15 protein-coding genes are annotated in these 18,284 nt (G+C 41.1%); 4 read left to right on the forward strand and 11 right to left on the reverse strand.

The features are described 5' to 3' along the window. The first annotated feature begins 13 nt into the window (after positions 1-13). Together DSM08_RS07240 and DSM08_RS07245 are read left to right on the forward strand one after the other, a co-directional pair. On the forward strand, positions 14-1,030 hold the full coding sequence (locus tag DSM08_RS07240; protein ID WP_149525532.1) for a ligase-associated DNA damage response exonuclease: 1,017 nt from the start codon (positions 14-16) through the stop codon (positions 1,028-1,030). After that, positions 1,027-2,607, forward strand: a complete 1,581-nt coding sequence (locus DSM08_RS07245; RefSeq protein ID WP_149525533.1) for an ATP-dependent DNA ligase — start codon at positions 1,027-1,029, stop codon at positions 2,605-2,607. Before DSM08_RS07240 ends, DSM08_RS07245 begins: the two co-directional genes overlap by 4 nt. A gap of 20 nt (positions 2,608-2,627) precedes the next feature. On the opposite strand, the gene DSM08_RS07250 is transcribed toward DSM08_RS07245, so the two are convergent. From DSM08_RS07250 to DSM08_RS07270, 5 genes are all read right to left on the reverse strand, one after another. Next, positions 2,628-3,392 (reverse strand): TIGR03915 family putative DNA repair protein, encoded by a 765-nt coding sequence (locus DSM08_RS07250; protein ID WP_149525534.1) that lies wholly within the window; start codon positions 3,390-3,392, stop codon positions 2,628-2,630. Next, positions 3,389-4,648, reverse strand: a complete 1,260-nt coding sequence (locus DSM08_RS07255) for a putative DNA modification/repair radical SAM protein (RefSeq protein ID WP_149525535.1) — start codon at positions 4,646-4,648, stop codon at positions 3,389-3,391. Before DSM08_RS07255 ends, DSM08_RS07250 begins: the two co-directional genes overlap by 4 nt. Before the next feature lie 77 nt (positions 4,649-4,725). After that, the gene (locus DSM08_RS07260; protein WP_149525536.1) at positions 4,726-5,232 is read right to left on the reverse strand and encodes a pyridoxamine 5'-phosphate oxidase family protein; all 507 of its coding nucleotides are present in this window, start codon (positions 5,230-5,232) and stop codon (positions 4,726-4,728) included. Between the two features lie 43 nt (positions 5,233-5,275). Then, positions 5,276-5,821, reverse strand: a complete 546-nt coding sequence (locus DSM08_RS07265) for a lipocalin family protein (protein WP_149525537.1) — start codon at positions 5,819-5,821, stop codon at positions 5,276-5,278. Between the two features lie 259 nt (positions 5,822-6,080). Beyond that, positions 6,081-6,815 carry a siderophore-interacting protein gene (locus DSM08_RS07270; protein WP_149525538.1) on the reverse strand — a complete coding sequence of 245 codons (735 nt, stop codon included), beginning with the start codon at positions 6,813-6,815 and terminating at the stop codon, positions 6,081-6,083. Positions 6,816-6,976: 161 nt separating this feature from the next. On the opposite strand from DSM08_RS07270, the gene DSM08_RS07275 reads away from it, so the two are divergent. Next, positions 6,977-7,957 carry a helix-turn-helix domain-containing protein gene (locus DSM08_RS07275; RefSeq protein ID WP_149525539.1) on the forward strand — a complete coding sequence of 327 codons (981 nt, stop codon included), beginning with the start codon at positions 6,977-6,979 and terminating at the stop codon, positions 7,955-7,957. A 15-nt stretch (positions 7,958-7,972) separates the two neighbouring features. On the opposite strand, the gene DSM08_RS07280 is transcribed toward DSM08_RS07275, so the two are convergent. Genes DSM08_RS07280 through DSM08_RS07295 form a run of 4 tightly spaced genes read right to left on the reverse strand, consistent with a single transcriptional unit; the run spans position 7,973 to position 13,133 of the window. Next, entirely contained in the window at positions 7,973-9,004 is a 1,032-nt protein-coding gene (locus tag DSM08_RS07280) for an FAD:protein FMN transferase (RefSeq protein WP_246172518.1), read from the reverse strand. Next, positions 8,946-11,147 (reverse strand): PepSY domain-containing protein, encoded by a 2,202-nt coding sequence (locus DSM08_RS07285; RefSeq protein WP_149525541.1) that lies wholly within the window; start codon positions 11,145-11,147, stop codon positions 8,946-8,948. Before DSM08_RS07285 ends, DSM08_RS07280 begins: the two co-directional genes overlap by 59 nt. A gap of 9 nt (positions 11,148-11,156) precedes the next feature. Continuing rightward, positions 11,157-11,642, reverse strand: a complete 486-nt coding sequence (locus DSM08_RS07290; RefSeq protein ID WP_149525542.1) for a DUF2271 domain-containing protein — start codon at positions 11,640-11,642, stop codon at positions 11,157-11,159. Positions 11,643-11,648: 6 nt separating this feature from the next. Then, positions 11,649-13,133, reverse strand: coding sequence for an ankyrin repeat domain-containing protein (locus tag DSM08_RS07295; protein WP_149525543.1), 1,485 nt, complete (start codon positions 13,131-13,133; stop codon positions 11,649-11,651). Positions 13,134-13,292: 159 nt separating this feature from the next. Between DSM08_RS07295 and DSM08_RS07300 the strand changes: the two genes are divergently transcribed. Then, positions 13,293-14,300 (forward strand): helix-turn-helix transcriptional regulator, encoded by a 1,008-nt coding sequence (locus DSM08_RS07300; RefSeq protein WP_149525544.1) that lies wholly within the window; start codon positions 13,293-13,295, stop codon positions 14,298-14,300. Between the two features lie 84 nt (positions 14,301-14,384). Here the strand turns inward: DSM08_RS07300 and DSM08_RS07305 are convergent, their stop codons facing one another. After that, positions 14,385-15,689 carry a DUF4374 domain-containing protein gene (locus DSM08_RS07305; protein ID WP_187774003.1) on the reverse strand — a complete coding sequence of 435 codons (1,305 nt, stop codon included), beginning with the start codon at positions 15,687-15,689 and terminating at the stop codon, positions 14,385-14,387. A gap of 25 nt (positions 15,690-15,714) precedes the next feature. After that, on the reverse strand, positions 15,715-18,129 hold the full coding sequence (locus DSM08_RS07310) for a TonB-dependent receptor (protein WP_149525546.1): 2,415 nt from the start codon (positions 18,127-18,129) through the stop codon (positions 15,715-15,717). Between the last annotated feature and the right edge of the window lie 155 nt (positions 18,130-18,284).

Here is an 18,284-nt window from a genome sequence, read left to right on the forward strand (position 1 = left end):
TCGTTCTCTTGATATGCAGATAATAGAATTTCGATCCCAAGGCATCTATTGTATCCCCGGTAAATTTTATATAGACCCTTGGCTTCCTGTAGATAGGGCAATTATTACCCATGGACATGCTGATCATGCTCGTTCGGGAATGGGAAGTTACCTATGCCATCGCTTTACTACACCCATTCTTAAGATACGTATTGGAGAAGCTATACAAGTCCAGGATGTAGATTACAACGAGCCTATTAACATTAATGGAGTCGAGGTCTCATTGCATCCCGCGGGGCATATTATCGGATCTGCTCAAGTGCGAATAGCTTATAAGGGCAAAGTGGTTGTTGTGTCCGGTGATTATAAGTTACAAGATGATGGACTGAGCAACCCATTTGAACTTGTGCGTTGTCATGAGTTCATCACCGAGAGCACCTTTGGACTGCCGATTTATCAATGGGAATCAGTAGAAAATCTCAATAAGCAGCTGCAGGATTGGATTTTAAAAAATCAATCGTTTGGAAAGACTTCTGTGTTTGTAGGTTATTCACTGGGAAAAGCTCAGCGTATAATGAGAGCAGTGGCGGGAATGGCACCCATCTATGTGCATAGCTCTATTGCACGCTTAAATAAAGCCTACGAAAGCGTCGGAATTGTATTGCCGGACTATCAAACCGTCGATCTTCGCGAAGACTTAAAACATATAGATAAAAACATCGTGATCCTTCCACCTTCCCTTGTTGGAACCAATGTAATCAAACGGATTCCGCATATGGCCTATGCTATCTGCTCAGGATGGATGGCAGTACGGGGCGCAAGGAGATGGCGAAGCGCGGATGCAGGATTCGCCGTAAGCGACCATGCCGATTGGAACGATCTGTTGCGCGTGACCACAGAGACAGGTGCTGAGAAAGTCTATGTCACACATGGGCAAACCGCTGTGTTCAGTAAATATTTAAATGAAAATGGGATACTGGCAGAGGAAGTAAAAACGGATTTTGGCGTGGAAAAGGAAGAAGCATTGATGAATGAAAACGAAGCTATATGAAAGAATTTGCTCAGCTGATCAATACATTAGACAGTACTAATAAGACATCGCTGAAAACCGAAGCGATCGTTCAATATTTGGAGGTTGCGGAGAACAGGGATAAGCTTTGGTTTCTGAGTCTTTTTACCGGGCGTCGACCCAAGCGACAGGTCAGTACCACGCTGATGCGCGAGTGGGTCAAAGAAATTGTCGATATCCCGGATTGGCTTTTTATGGAGTCTTATTCATCTGTTGGAGATCTTGCAGAAACGATCTCTTTACTTCTGCCTAATCCAACCGGTAATATCGATTTGGCTTTGTCCGAATGGATGAACCGCATATTAGACCTGAACACGAAAACTGATGAAGAAAAAAAGGCGTTTGTGCTTCATGCTTGGGAGAACCTGCCGCACCAAGAACGATTTATTTTTAATAAGTTACTGGGAGGTAGCTTCCGTGTCGGTATTTCCGCGAAAAGCCTAATCAATGCAATTGCTCTTCATAGCGGGCTCGATGCATCAGCAGTTGCGCACAGCATTATAGGAGAGTGGCTAATAGATGATGTCGAGTTTGATCTGCTCATACGTGGGCACTATGTCAACACCAACCTATCCAAACCCTATCCGTTTTGCCTGGCATATCCTTTAGAAAATTTAGAGAAAACCCTGATCAATCCACAGGACTGGCAGGCAGAGTATAAATGGGACGGAATACGTGGACAGATTATCAAAAGAGCCAACGAAGTCTTTATCTGGTCAAGAGGAGAGGAACTTGTTACCGATCAATTTCCCGAATTAGTAGAGGAATTCAGCAAGTGGCAGGGAGATTTCGTGCTTGATGGGGAGATTTTAGCATTCCTTGATGGGGAAATTCTGAACTTTACATTCCTTCAAAAACGCTTGAATCGAAAAACCATTACAGATAAAATGCGGCGTGAGATTCCGGTAACTATGATCTTATACGATATGCTCGAACTGAATCAAGAAGACCTGCGCGATAAACCTCTAGCATTTCGTCGACAGCAACTAGAAAAGCTTTTCCATCTGAATCAAGCGGGGTCACTGATGCTATCTCCGATAATCGAATTTCAAGAACTCGACACGCTCGGATCGCTACGTGATTCTGCCAGAGACAAAAATAGCGAAGGCCTGATGCTAAAACACAAGAGCTCTGTTTATCATGCCGGCAGAAAGCGTGGCGATTGGTGGAAATGGAAAATCGATCCACTATCGATTGACGCTGTGCTGATTTATGCGCAGAAAGGAAGTGGACGGCGTAGCGGCTATTATACAGACTATACATTTGCCGTGCGTGATGGCGACAAGCTCGTCAGCATAGCCAAAGCGTATTCGGGATTGACAGATAAGGAAATTCAGGAAGTGAGTCGCTTTGTAAACAAAAATGCAATCGAGAAGTTTGGGCCTGTCCGGACTGTCAAGCCTGAGCTCGTATTCGAGATCGCTTTTGAAGGGATAGGATGGAGTTCCAGACATAAATCAGGAATAGCACTACGATTTCCCCGGATCGCTCGATGGCGAAGAGACAAGACGGTTGAAGAAATTGACGAGTTGGAAGAGGTAAAGAAACTTATTAAATAGGCAATACCTGTATTATCTATCTAATCCTGTTTCTCGACTAAGTACTTCCAATACCGTTTAGGGACATGCTGAACATGTAACTTGATATTCTTGCGAGCCACGATATTCGTCGCCTTAAAGTAAGCTTTCCATAACTGTTGGTAATGTGTCTCCTGTTTATCCAGTTCGATCTGAATGGCTAAGTCAGCATCCTTATTTGAAGCTTCAGACAGCGTGACTTCTTGTATATCCTGCAAATTATAGAGATATCCATAACGTCGTTTTACATCATATATTAACCAGCGCTGATCGGCAAAACGCTTTTTAAAGAAGGAGATAATGAGCGGCAACACATTAAAATCTGGCTCTATAACAGCGCTGTATAGCTCATCTGCCGATTTGCTGAAACGTATAAAAGCTTTCATTCTATGGCTCTCTCTCCCCATCTTCTTAATAGTCTGCGAGAGGGCCAGCGCATCAGCATCCGCATAGTTTTTTAAGATGCCAGGGTTGTTTGTAAAAATGCTTCGCATAAGTTTAAATCCAATATGCCAAGCTTTCGGATCCTCAGATAAAAAGTTTCTATAAAAATCATAAACACGCTCCTTACCTATATGCTTTTCCAAACCCTTCAATATCCGCTTCGCGCGTTCTGAATCTGTCTCAACATAAGTCTTTACAGCAAAGAAACTTGATTCTAACTTTTCTTCAATCATCGGAACTGCATCCACCTTTCTATCTTGAAAAGACTGGAAGAAGGCACTTAAATAGCCCAAATAGCTACCATCAAAAATATAGTAGGTCATGCGAACAAGCTTAATTGATTACTTGCTACCTTCGGCAGATACTTGCTCGTTCCTGAAGATAGAATCGAAGTTTTGATCGCATGCATTTGAAGGTCGCCCCAATTTCTTACAGAGTCGGCATAGCGCATAAAATACTTTGCCCGATTGAAGGCAATGCCGATTTTTTTTAAGTGATGCTCATAGAGTTTCCCAAATTTCCTCGCTTGAATTATTTTTAGCGCCGAACCACGGCCAACACCAGGGATACGCAGAATCGCGGCATAGTCCGCTGTATTGACATCGATAGGAAAGTATTGAGGATTTCGCAGAGCCCAACTTAGTTTCGGATCTATATCTAAATCCAGATCTTGATGTTCAGGATTTAGAATTTCATCCAGCTTGAAATTATAAAATCTTAACAACCAATCGGTTTGATAGAGTCTGTTTTCTCGAATCAGGGGAGGGGTAGTGCCAACCTGTGGAAGCATACTGTGTTCATTATTTATAGGGATATATCCGCTATAATAAACTCGTTTAAGATGGTATGTCTTGTAGAATTCTGACGAAATCTTCATAATATCATAATCTGTCTCTGAAGTTGCTCCCACGACCATCTGCGTACTTTGACCGGCAGGCACAAAGGTAGGGACGTGCTTCATTAGCTTCTTTTCCTCAGCGAGCATAATCTTTTGCTGATCTACAAACTGCAGCGGTTTTCGAACAGAATCATGGTCTTTTTCCGGCGCCAATTGTTTTAGCCCTTCCTCAGTAGGAATCTCTAAATTGACGCTCATTCGATCTACATAAAGCCCAGCTTCTTTAATAAGCTCTTCACTCGCACCAGGAATTGTTTTTAAATGTATATAACCAAAGAAGCGTTCTTCGGTTCGCAACTTTTTCACGATTCGCATCAGACGTTCCATCGTAAAATCCGCGGATTTAAAAATTCCAGAACTCAAAAAAAGCCCCTCGATATAATTTCTACGATAGAAATTCATCGTTAGTTGAACCACTTCATTTACCGAAAATGCGGCTCGCTGAATATCGTTGCTGCGGCGACTGACGCAGAACGCGCAGTCGTAGATACAATAGTTGGTGAGCAAAATTTTTAAAAGGGAAACGCAGCGCCCATCTTCGGTATAGGTATGACAAATACCTGAACGAGATGAGTCACCGATTCCGCCCTCATTTTTTCTTTTCCCCCCGCTGGAACTACAACTTACGTCATATTTCGCAGCATCTGCTAATATCGATAGCTTTTCCTCTGCTGTAATCATAATAATGATAGATGATTACAACAAAAATACTAAAAATATTAGCAAATACAAAAGGGTTATTTAAGATTCTATCTCTCTTAAATTGATAGTTTCCCATCTCTGCCGACATCGAAATTATTGCCGGTTACAGCGTTCGCAGCTACCTTCATCAGCGTAATAAGTTTATTTGACTTCTGGTCCCAATAATATGCGTCGTTAGGAACGATTTTTAACACCTGAATGTTTGGATCTTCTTTTCCTTTTTCAAACCAGCCTTCCATCATCTTGTTCCAATACTTTTCAATGCGAGCTTCATCTCTAGAGATTTCGGCGTGTCCATTGATGGTTAAAAACTCATAATCTTTAGGTTGGGCATAAATTAAAGAGACTTGACGGTCAGCTTGTAAATGCTGATAGGTTTCACTTTGCTTCGAAAATAAATACCATATATTGCCTTGCTCATCAACTTCTTGTCGACTCATTGGAACAGCATGGGGCTGCTTCTCATCCTTTTTAAAGCTACACAACATGCCGATATCAATCTTATCGACCATTTCTCGTAATTTATCGATTGCTTCTTTATTGCTTAAATTTTCTGTACTCATCGTATCAAATTTTGCCCGAAGGCGCTTAATAATTTTTGTTTATCTAATTCTGTTCCGTCCAAACAAGTCTGCTCATGTCATATCCCGCATCCATCGCTTTCTTTACAAAAGCTTCTTTAACACGTTCAGGCATGGTTTTATTTCGAGACAAGAACCAGATATAGTCAGTGCTTTCTCCAAACACCAATACATTTTCATAAGCAGGATCCATAGCGACCACGTTATAGCCTGAATAAAAAGGTCCAAAGAATGATACTTTTAAAGCACCTTTTGTAGGGTCGCCAACAAAGTCCGCTTTCCCTTCCGATTCCTTCCATTCTCCCTTTTTCGTGTCATAGCCTTTATTCAACACTTTAATTGTGCCATCCTCGTTCAGCGAATATTCCGCAGTAACTTGGTTCATGTCCTTCTCATGCTTAAAGTCAAAGCGTGCTATCTCATACCATTTTCCCACATAGGATTTAATGTCGAAATTGTCCACAACATTGACCCCTGGAGGTACTTTCACCGATTTACATGCGCCGATCAGAAATGGGGCAATTAATATAGCTGAGCCCAACGCTATTTTAAGACAGGTTTTATAATTCATAGTATGTGTTTCTTAATTAAACAACTTCTAGGATATAATAGTTTGCTTTAGCTATGAAATTTAGGATTCTGACGAAGAGGGGTGCTATATGCTGTGGGCTTTTAGAAGCAGTGAGAGATAGGCAAGTTAAACCTTAAGCCCGCCCAATCCCAGAATAATTACTAATAAGACCTCAACGTCTATTCGGGACCAGGCAAGTTTAAGGAAATTAATAGGGCAAATTGTCTTCGTCAATTTGCTGTTTAAACAAAAAGTAATTCTAGAGACCGATTTTCCCCTCGGCCCAATAGGGATAAGTTTGTATCTGTTTATTGCTGTATCCTTTTCGGATAAGTTCCTTTCGGAATTGCTGAATCGTCCTGGTGTTGCCCGATAAATAAAATGCGATGTAGGATGGCGGAATGTTATTGTTGTCAATCCACTCAGCATATTGTCGAAAAGACTCATCTAGCGTCATCATATTGACTGTCGTATAGCTGCAATCCTCTAAATTAATCCATTCAAGCCAACTGTTGTGTTTTTGCTGAATATCAATAAAACAAAAACAGGGACGCGCTTTTATCTTAGAAGCGTTATTGATGCTTTGCATCAGCCCGATGGCAGTTTCATCACCAATAACGACATGGGCACTGGCATATTTGACAAAGGACATTTTGCGCCCCGGACCAAGAAGTTTCACCGAATCACCAACGCGCAATTTTTCTGCCCAGCGACTACCGGGCCCCTTGTCGTGCAGATAAAATAAAATATCGCAAACGCCCTGCTCCCTATTAAAATAGGAAGGGGTATAATGCCGAAATTCAGTTTCATTTACTCTAATTTTAATCACATTACCCGCGACAAAATCGGTTTTTACACCCGAGAAATCGCCTTCAAAGCGAACGTATTTAAGTTCTGGTACGAGGTATTCAATTTCCGTGACTCGAGAGGCATGGTAACTGCCACTAAAAAATTTCTCCATGGCGTCTGCCATCCATTGTGGAACTCTAGGCATATCGTCTTTTATTAATTTTTAAGATGGTTATTTTTCTTAATGATATTTATAATCATTCTAAATTAATCTTATATTTATACAAATGTAACCTATGCGACAATATGGTGGGTTCGAATAAAGGAATAAAAAGTTTAAATAAGGGATAACCTCAAGGATGAAGAATGAATCTGAAAGTGTATGATAGCGAGACGGGTATTTTAAGTTTTAGTAAGGATTTTATTAGCGTTAAACTCCTGGGAAGCCAGGATCTCGTAGATGATTTAGTGGATTTGAACTATCTGGTCGATCAGGGTTATTACCGAGAATTATCTTTTGAAGGTGTGCATATTGGTTATGGTTATCTATCTCATAGGAAACGAATCAGATTTAATTTTGAAAGTGATTTTGAAACGATAGAGATGCATTTTGCATTGAAGGGACATAGTTCTGCCCAAGTGAATTTAGAACAGGGGACAATTGAATACGCTGCGTTCGACCATAATATCATTTACGGCAATTGCGTCGCAGGACATATGTTGTGGGATGACCCAGAGTTGCAAGTGTTCGAGATTAATTTTACGCCTTCATTCTTTCAACGCTTCTTACCAGAGGGGACAACCTTATTTGATCAGTTTAGAAACCGAATAGAACAGCGAAAATCTGCTTCATTTGGTAAAAGAAATGCTCGCATCAGTGCTAAGATGTACCAGATAATCAAAGATATTCTAGATTGCAAACGTCAGGGGATCTTCAAACGTATGTTTTTAGAATCCAAAGTTATCGAGCTATTGATGTTGCAATTTGAGCAGTTTTCGAAAGATGGAGATTTTGATACGGCATTAAGTAGGACAACGGTCGAGCGGATATATGCTGCGAGAGATATTATAGTTAATCAAATTGATGCAGACTTTACCTTAATGGATCTTGCCCACCAAGTGGGAACCAAGGAGTGCACCTTGAAGAAGGGTTTTAAAGAGGTTTTTGGCACCACCGTTTTTTCATTTTGGCGTGAAACGAAGATGGATCGCGCGATTGAATTGCTAGAGGGGGGAGAGTTGCGTATTGCGGAACTTGCTGAATTATTGGGATATAAGAACCAGAAGCATTTCTCGACGGCGTTTAAGGCAAGATTTGGAATTAGTCCTAGCCAGTTTAAAGCATAGACTAAAGGAAATGCGTTATCGGTATATCCGTTTATTATCCGAAATAATGATGAACTTATATTCCGGAAACCTCTTCGCTAATTTTCTGCCTTTTTTTACTCCTAGAACCATCATGGAGGTTGAAAGTCCGTTAGCAAATTCCGCGGATGGTCCATAAACTGTTACACTCACAACGCCAGTGGCTGGATAACCTGTTTTGGGATCGATAATGTGAGAGTACCGCACATCATCAAATTCAACATATTTCTCATAGCTACCAGAGGTCGTAACAGCATGTTCATTGAACCTTAAAACCTTAATCATTTTATGCGATCGGAAAGGGTTCAAGACCCCAATAGTCCATGGTTTTCCATCTTTCTGTGTGCCCCATGATGCGATATCCCCAGAAGCATTGATCATACCTGCTGGAACGTCCAAATCCTGCATCAATTTCCGGCCACGATCGGCGGCATAGCCTTTACCGATAGAACCAAATCCGATTTTCATATTCGGTTTTTTAAGAAATATGGTAGAATGGACGCTGTCTAGTTCAATATATGGATAGCCCACATGTGCGATAGATTTCTGTATTTCTGCTTCACTCGGCATGTGTTCCATGCTGCCATCAAATCGCCAAACTTTGTCCAACGCAGCGATACTGATATCAAATGCTCCCTCGCTTATTTTCGAAAAGTATAAAGCCCTTTTCGTGAGTTCAAAGAGCTCGCGATCCACTGGAACTGCTTTGATTCCAGCGTTACGATTAACTTCGGATATTTGTGTATGCGGGCGCCATTCAGAAATTAAATTCTCAATACGTTCTATTTCAGCAACAGCTTGATCAATATGATTATTCGCGACAATGCTGTCCTGATCTACTAGGGTTATTTCAAATTGGGAACCCATCAAGGTCATTGCGCGACGAATCTGTACCTGTGCAAGGCTGACTTGTAGCCCCGCAAGAATAAAAGTTAGGCTGAGTAGGATTCGCTTCATGATCTCGATATTATTAATAACAGTCGTGAAGGATTTGTTTGCTGTCGTGATAGAACGATAGTGGTTGACCATTTCTTTCCTTTACGATGTCGTTTAAGACCTTTTCAACGTCACGAAGCATCGCAAGCGATCCACAGATCATTATACAGCCACCATTGCGTAGAAGTTCGGCAAAGCGTTCAGCATCCTTTTCTATCAATTCCATCACGTACTGACCAGGGGTATGTCTTGAGTAAGCAAACTGATAGTCAACTAGCTGTTTCTGATTTATTTTTGATTCTGCAAATTTTTGATATTCCTTCACCCAATCATTTTCATGGCGGAAGCCACCGTATAGATAAATCGGAATTTGCTTATTGTTTTGATCGATCATTCCTAGAAACGGCGCGATACCTGTTCCGTTGAATATCATGGCTACCTCCTTAACTTTCTTTGGAAAGTTAAAGTCCTTATTCGGCATCATACGCGCTTTAATAATCTGCTCCGATTGCAGGTCATAAAGGAAACCGGAACCCAGGCCGAACTCATGTTTCTTCACAATCAATTGCAGCAAATTATTACATCTACCGATGGAATATAGACGCTCGCGTTGATCGTTTGCCGGATAAATAGCTAATAAATCGCCTGAATTGAAACTAACGCGAGAGAGAGGCTTCAGGGTGACGCGGAACGTACTATTGTCGGCTGTAATTGCCGTTTTTTCAATAACTTTCCATTTATGCAATCTCTTCTGTTTCTCCGCATATACCGAAGCCGCTGTCGCTAGGGGCAGCAACGATTTCTCGCTGTAATTGTTGATCCAAATTAGAAGGTCATCAATAGAGCGATCATTAACGACATGAGCAGGTAGATAGGGGCTTGCCCATTCCTGAACAGAGAGTGCTTTATCGACCTCCAAAGCAAATGCACAAAAGTCAGCATAGGCTTTCGACCCAAAGCCAACTACGCTATATTCAACATGCTGCTTTTGTGGATACTGTTTCAGAAGATCATAAAACTTACCAGCATTGGACGGCGGATCTCCTAATCCATAGGTTGAAGTAAAAACGAGCAGTTGTTTAGCTTCGGGATAAGATTGGTATTGATTTAGTCCGGCAATAAATGACTTTTGGCCGGCAGCAAGTAATTGTTGATGGACCTTATTTGCATAGAATAAGGTGCTGCCATTCTCGGATCCATATAGAACAATAATTTGTGCTTGTGCCGCTTTAAATTTGTTCTTGATCTTGGTCTTGCTTCTTTTGAGCGTGATTACGAAACCGGTATAGATAAACGCCAGAATATTGATAGAGGCGATGCCTATGATAAATGCCCAAATCATGTTGGTTCTACCGGTATGCATGTCGAGGTTCCATCTTTCCCAACCTTTTTGCTTCGGAAAGATGGTCTGCTCTGTAATTGCCCCACTGATTTGGTTCACGCTGATCGATTGATCCTTTAACTTGATGATGAAGAATTCCTCAGGATCGTCTGGAATAAAAGGAAAATCAATTTGTTCCACATCTTTCAATAAAGTTTTTTGAAAAACAGGGAAATCTTTTGCCGCTAACACCTGCTCTTCCTCCGTCTCATTGATGGTGATATTTACCTCTTGAATTTCCCCCTGGAAGCTCGCTAATCGCAATAAAAATAAACAAGTCCCTGTAAACGCAATAAGTAGGATTGGGATAAGCATCCAGCGCCCTGTGACAACATGGAAATACTGTGCAAAGAAATCGTTTTGGATTTTCGCAAAAAAGTGACGGATTCCTTTTTGACGTTTTAAAATCAGTGCAATACCACTGATACTGATCAAAATCAATAGGAAAGAAACGACGGCTACAATGATACGCCCTGTTTCTTTAAGAAATAAGGAACGGTGTAGGGCAGTAGTCCACTGTATAAAAGAACTTTGCTGAACGATAGGAGCGATTTTCTCGCCACTGTTGACATCGATATAGCCCTTTACGGATTCGCCTTCTTCGTCGATAGCATCGATGCTGACGAATCCTCGGTGGTCTACTGAGATAGATATGATCTCCGGGTAAATCTCCTGCAGATTTGGGATAACCTGCGCGAGATTTACCGTTTCAAAATTATCAACCTGGAGATCGGGAGTTTTTTCATATATGGCATTTACCGATAGGATAACTCCTGTGAGCGATAAAATTATCAGGAAAATTGAAGAAATAATCGCTAGGGCAAGATGTGCATATCGCCAAAGGGATAATACCATATTTTAGTGTTATTGAACCTTACTTAGTTTAACAAATCGTAAATAACCTGTTCCAGCTGCGCGTTCAGTGATACCTTGCGTCGTCAATGGAATTTCTATATCCTTTACATGATACTTCTGTTCCTCTACGGCAGTTTCAAAACGTAATTTGTAGCCCTTATTCAATTTACTATCCTCGATACTGATGGTTTTGATTGCGCGGTCACCACCACCGATGGAAGCACTCGTTACAGCACTTAATTTTTCCTTAGATTTCGTTTGAAACTTGTACCATTCTTTTAAAGTATTGTACCATTGCTTGTCAGGACCGAGTACAGCAAGAGTTTTCTCATAACCACCTTTTGGATTGATTAACGAGATAACAACGTAGGCTGCTTCGCCTTGGTAGCTGTTCATCTGCAGCATACATTTATACTTGCTCGATTGTGCAGAGGAAGTCCCCATTCCGAGCAGGACAAACAATACAACTGTAAGTACTTTATATAGTTTATTCATTTTCTGTTATTTAAGAAGATCCAAAGCCGCACTATTTCCTTTGATGAAATCATTTTCACTCGCTAAGTCCAATGGAGTTTCATCGAATTCTGTTTTCAAGTCTTTCTTCGCACCAAGTTCTACAAGTTTCTTCAAGAATACATCATCTTTTGCAATCAATGCTGCCTTGTGAAGTGCAGTCATCCCGTCTTTATCTTGTGCATTGATATCAACATTTAATTCTGCTGCTTTATTGATCAAGTCCATGCTTTCTTTTGTGATTGCAATGTGGTATAATGTGCTACCATTCTCTTGCGACTTAGCCACATCAAGGCCCGCTGCTTTTAAGATTTGCAATTTTTCTGCGAAAGGATCCGCTTGCTGACCAGCCGATGCCGGGGCAGGACGGAATGAGTTGAACCAATGAAACGCAAGGTTGTTGCCATCTTTATCTAAGACATTGACGTCGGCCTTATTTTTCAATAATGCTTGTACGATCTCGGGTGCACCAGTTGACACCGCTTTCGTTAATGCTGATTCACCTTTCTCGTTCTTCGCATTAATATCCTTTGTTTTGGATATCAATAGCTCAACAGCGGCTACATCGCGACCTGCCGCGGCACCCATCAGCGGCGTATTGCCTTCGCGGTCTGCAATGTTAGGATCTACGCCCTTGTCTAAGAAATAGTTGATGACAGCCATGTCAGGACGACGAACCAATGCATTAAGGACGGTTGCCCCGTCTTTATTCGTTGATTTTGGATTCAATTTTAAATCCTCAACGAGGTATTGATAAGTATCTAAACCATTTGATTTTTGTCTCGAACCCATTGCAGCAAAGAATAACGCGTTGCCTGTAGGTTGAACGCCTTTAGCGATTAATTTCTGGATTAATGCTTTATTTCCGAAGCGAGATGCATAATCTGTAGCAGTTGCGCCGTTGGAATCTTTATCTTTGATAGAAAGTCCCTTTGTTGTTAAGTATTCAGCAATCTTTAGATCCTCATCCATGGCGATAGCCAACAACAGTATGTTTGCTCCATCATCGTAAGTTTTTTTTGGGTCAACACCCGCTTTAAACAGCGATTCGTAGATTGCGAAGTTGGTCGTTCCGGAGCTTGCGGCAGATCCTGCAATAGATGCGCCATGACTATCCTGATACTTTACATCAGAACCTTTAGCGATTAAATAATCAACTAATTCAGCATTTCCAGAACCGACTGCCCAGTGAAGGTAGCTTCTGCTATGGTGCGTTTTTTTATCGATGCCATTTCCCTCTTGCTCAATCATGTATTTTAACACATCTGTCGATGCGCCGTTAACTATGGCAATGGATACAGGATCCCATGAACCAGCATTGGGTTGCGAAGGGCTATTCCCTTTCTCAATTTCTGCTTTTACAGTATTAAGATCAGGTTTTGTTTTCCAGAAATCATGATTTAAAAGGGTACTTTGTTGTGCGCTTGCACAAAGTCCCAAAAATAGGAAGGCAGGTAATAATAGCTTTTTCATTTTTGTTTTTTTTATCTGTCTACGCTTATTATTTCATAGTAAATAAAGGGAGTATCGACTCCGGGAGCAAATCTAGCAAATTTTAAGTACTTTAATTAGATTAAATCTAAATTATTTACTTTTGTCCGTATTAATTAACTGAATTTTGTTTTAGTTCACATGCATCTTTATTCTAGAATTCCAGAACTCGATTCGGTAGCATATGATTTGGATATTCCGGATGAATTTTGCCAAAATGCTGAAATACAGCAGGAAAGTTTAGATTTTGAACGCTTCAATGTCGCGTCGATTCACATCAAAAAGTTGTACTCATCTGGTTTTTTCCTCGAGGAGTGTAAGCTTAAATCGGCCCAGACCTTATCGGAGGAATTTTCTGCTACTGGCGATCATATTCGCTTTTTCTTTTACTTAAATGGCGAGACATCAGTGCTGAATGGCGCTGGAATGCAGAATTATTCTCACCAGATAGGGATGTTGCTCCATAATTACTTAAATGAACAAGGTGCTGGTGGAAAGATGCAAATCGCTCCGAATAAGGAATTGAACTACATCATTCTGAAGATGTCCAGACCATACTATCTCACGTTGACAGCAGGGGAGACTTGGTTAATCAATGATAAGTTCCATCAGTATATCCTGTCGGGATTTCCAGAAAACCGTCCCAATGAATCTTTTTTATTAGACTTACACATGTTGAAGGTAATCGAAGAAATCTTCCATGCGCCGGAACGTTTCGCTAAAAATACCTACTTGTATATCGCCATCAAGTTGAAGGAACTTCTTTTTCTCGTGCATCAGTGTCGCAATTATGCGCAACTCAATCAAATTGAAGCTCCCTTTAGGGATACCCTGTTAAAGATAAAATCGTATCTGGAAGTCAATTTGGAAAGACCGCCAAATGCTCACGAATTAGCCTTGCAATTTCGGTACAATGAAAAGAACCTGAAAAGAGACTTTAAGACCTTGTTCGGAACGTCGATTTATGCATATATTGTGAAATGTCGGATGGAGCTTGCCCGGAGTTTACTCGGAAATAATTATAACGTCAATGAACTATCAACGCGACTTGGATATCGAAGTGTCTCGCACTTTATAAAACTATTTAAACAGCATTTCGGCTACACCCCACACGAGTTGCTGAAGCGAGAGTCCTGCAATCATCCATAATAGCGTCTTAATGATTAATGTTTAGAAAAAGAACGCAGACCGAAGTCCGCGCTCTAAGGGTGTATGGATAGAATCGTCAATTCTTTATTTGCTGAGTTTTCCGATTGCCGTTATTTCGCTCGCTTCCACTTCCAAGCCTTTTGTAGCTGTTCCGCTTGCGGCATCAATAATATAGATCGCCGGGTTTTTGTCTGTTTCTGTTACTGGTATGTAAAGTTTTCCATCCTCGGCAATTGGTAATCCAAATCTTGGATTAGCATTGAAATCAGGAAGTCCCTTCACCCATTGGAACGTTTTGTTAACCGCATTTAAGATGGCGATATCATTGGGTTGCGCTGGACCTTTTTGAGCGGTAGTGGCCGGACGTACATAGGTTAATGCAAAGTAGTCGCCGGCAATATGGTAGACTTTCTGGAATTTTATCTTCGCGTCTGTCGAACCTGCAGCCGTTACAGCGCTTTCTAGGTTCCAATAATAAGATTTATCGAATGTTTTTTGTCCTGCATTGATGCGGATTACACCTGCTGGCTTTGTTGAGCGAGCGTCGTTTGCTGGCGAAAAGACATATACATTATTTTTACCGTCTTGAGCAATAGAAGAGTAATACTGCGAACGGAAACGACCCGACGCATAGCCGATACGATCATCCCCGTAGATTTGTTTTATATTCAGATCCTTGTCGTAAGAAGCAATCCATACCGAGTCAGGGTACTTCGTCTCACCGGTGGAAGCACCACCGCTGCCCGTATTTGAATTGATAACAGAAGGTACCAGTGCCGTTAAGAACTCTTTCGGACCGAACGGTACTACGCCGGAAAGCGTTGCATATTCTCCATTTCCAGTTAAATTCGTCGTGTTCTTCGTGATCGTTGTAACAGCATTTCCATTTGCAGGGTCGATAAAATTGAAAGTCGAATAAATGTTCTTAGGATCATCTGCCACTTTGATACCACCAACGATGGATAGCACTTTCTCTTGGAAAGGGCCGTAGGTGGTAAATCTTGATTTTATTTGGAACTCACTGCCACTTTTGACAATTTTTCCATCAGGACCTAAGGCAACGCCGATACCAATTCCAGGATCCCCTTTTTGATATTTTAATCCGATACCAACTTTAGGAGTAGGGAAGACCCATGCGGTATAAGCATCAGCTTCTAAACCTTTCCCTTTGATAGACGTTGTACCTTTCGTCACGTCCGGAACAGCAAGTAGGTACGACGCTTCTCCCTGCGTTGCCGCGATGAAGAATTCTACTTTTTCTGATTCACGTGGCTTCTCTTTTGGTACTTCCTCATCAGAACATGCGGTAAAGCTTGTTCCGAATGCTAGTGCGCAGATGGTAAAAAATAGTCTGCTATTTGTTTGATTTTTAATTTGAGTTTGGAACATAATGATATGATTGTTTTTGAAAAAATTACATGATAAAATAGCGTAGTTTGACATTGAAGCTTCTTCCTGGTTTTTGCAGGCTATAATTGTCATAGAGGCGCTGGTCGGTTATGTTACGTCCTTCTACGCTGATATTGTAGCGTCCTGACTTCATGGCGTAAGAGGCGATGATATCATGGGAAAGAGTTTTATCGATGCTTGTTTTTTCGCCTGACTCACCCAAGCTTGGCCAACGAAGAAAGAAGGAATGCACATAATGCAAGTGATAGCCTACCGTGAATAGATTGGCCTTTGCGCCTAAGTCGGGGATTCGTATTTCCGCTTCGCCATTGGCGTAGAAGTAGGGTTGGTTGGGCATACGATCGTTATAAGTTTGCGACAATTGTGCATTCCCATATTTATCGTATTTTTCTTTGTTGATTAAGCTTTGATAAGTAACCGTACCGCCCGCGCTGAAAAAGCGTTTATAATAATAGCGACCTTCGAAATTTACGCCGATGTTTTGGACTTGTCCATGGTTTACACTGCTGGCCTCGCCGGTACGAGGTACGATTTGACGTTGAATAAAGTCGGTAACATTCCGGTATAAACCGCTGGCATCAAAATATACCGCATGGTTCTTTGCAAAGTCCTTCTGATAGGAAATGCCGAGATTTACGTTTTCACTCACTTCCGGTCGCAATGATGCGTTGGCACGTTCAAGCACGGCGTCTCCCATGAGTTCAATGGCAGATGGCATGCGTAGCGCTTTTTCGACGGAGATTTTATACTGGAAATCATTCAGCAAAAAAGTGCTCGCTATACCATAGCCGAAAGCGTCTGACTTTGCTGTCATCTCTTTGTATGTTGGAAAGGATTCGCTTTCACCCACATTGACCATACCGGTGGTGCTTTGGATATAGTGTTTTCCGAAAATAGTACTTACCCACTTTTTATTGTAGTTGTACTTATAGGATACCCCAACTACATTTTTATAATTGCTCGAATTATCTTTTGGCAAACTAAACTGATCTTTGATGATATTCTTGTCCGCATTTTCGCGTTGATAGGTTGACCAGTTGTCGTTCAGTGCAAAACTATGCTGCTCGTTGAGTTTATAAATTAGATTAAGCGAGGCATTGGCGTTGTTATTATAAAATTCAGCCATGGAATTGACGCCTTCGCCGATGGTCTTTTTTTGAATAAAATGACCATACCAATTGTACTCCCGCGTTGCTGTATCCGTATTTTGGTTATAGTTACGATTATAATTTCCGGTCAGCATGACATCAAAACCCGGCGTAAATACGTTCCTTTTTGTATAAACCAGGGAAGGCATAACCGTTGTTCCTTTTCTGGATTTTTCGCCATAAACAATCTTCATGATGTTGGCATTCTGTATATCCGAATAGTCTTTGCCTATTGTAATTCCGACAAGGAATTGGTCGGCCCACTTTTTATTAACAAAACCGGTTTTCAAGACAGCGGTCTCGTTATGGTAGTTATTGTGGAACGCTTTCGTCCATACGCTGTCTTTGGAAATAATGCTTGTTTCAAAATCTCGCACTTGTGTGTAAACAGGATAGCTATTATCCGAGTAATTCTGGAAGGCATTTAATAAGACTATGAATCCCGATTTTGTAGTGTGCCCTAAGTTTATGTTGGTTTTATGCGTATTAAATGAACCGAAAGAGTAGGAGACATCAGCGAACGACTTGCTATTTTTATTTATGATGATATTGATTGCACCACCTAATGCATCTGCGCCGAGTTCGATAGGTACAACACCATTATAGATCTCTATTCGCTCCGCAAGGTTGATCGGAATGTTGTTCAACTGAAATGCAGAACCCATGCCATCCATTGGAACGCCATCGATAAAGATCTTAACATGGCGTCCAGAAAAGCCATTTAAACTTATGGAACTTCGCGAACCGAGCCCGCCATTTTGCCTGACTTTGATTCCGGAAGCACAATTCAAGACATCCGTTAATTCGACGGGACTATTATGGAATTTCTTCGCGTCTAAAACCGCGACATTGAATGGGCTTTCTTTAACGTTTTTTATGGCGGATTTACCTTCAACGATAATCTCCGATATCTTCGTGTCATCATGTGCCTCTAGATAAATCGGCGCTAGTTCGTTATAGCCGTTTTTGAAATGTATTGTTTTTTTTGTCGGTTTATAGCCTGTTAATGAAATCTGAAGCGTCTGCTGTCCTGATTTGCATTTTATGGTGTAAAAACCCTTCGCGTCGGTTGTGGTTGAATGTCTGCTGCCTTTAATAATAACCAAGGCATTTGCTATGGCATTATGCTCCCTGTCGAGCACATACCCGCTAATTAATATTCCTGTCGACCCGCTTTTATTCTGCGCCCTTAGATTATTGAAAGCGCAAATTGATAATAATAATAGAATGATATAGAATCGCCCGCATGTTTTTACCCAATGTGTATGCATTTGCTCTGTTTATTTAGATTAATTATAAATAATAGCGCAAAGATATATTTTAAACTATTAGTGTAATATCGATTTTGGGGATAGATTTTAGCGAAAATGGGGCGCGCATGTCAAGAGCGGTAGATCCAAAGATTTCCCCATAATTTGGTTTTCCA

The sequence above is a fragment of the Sphingobacterium hotanense genome, from assembly GCF_008274825.1.
Classification (GTDB): Bacteria; Bacteroidota; Bacteroidia; order Sphingobacteriales; family Sphingobacteriaceae; genus Sphingobacterium; species Sphingobacterium hotanense.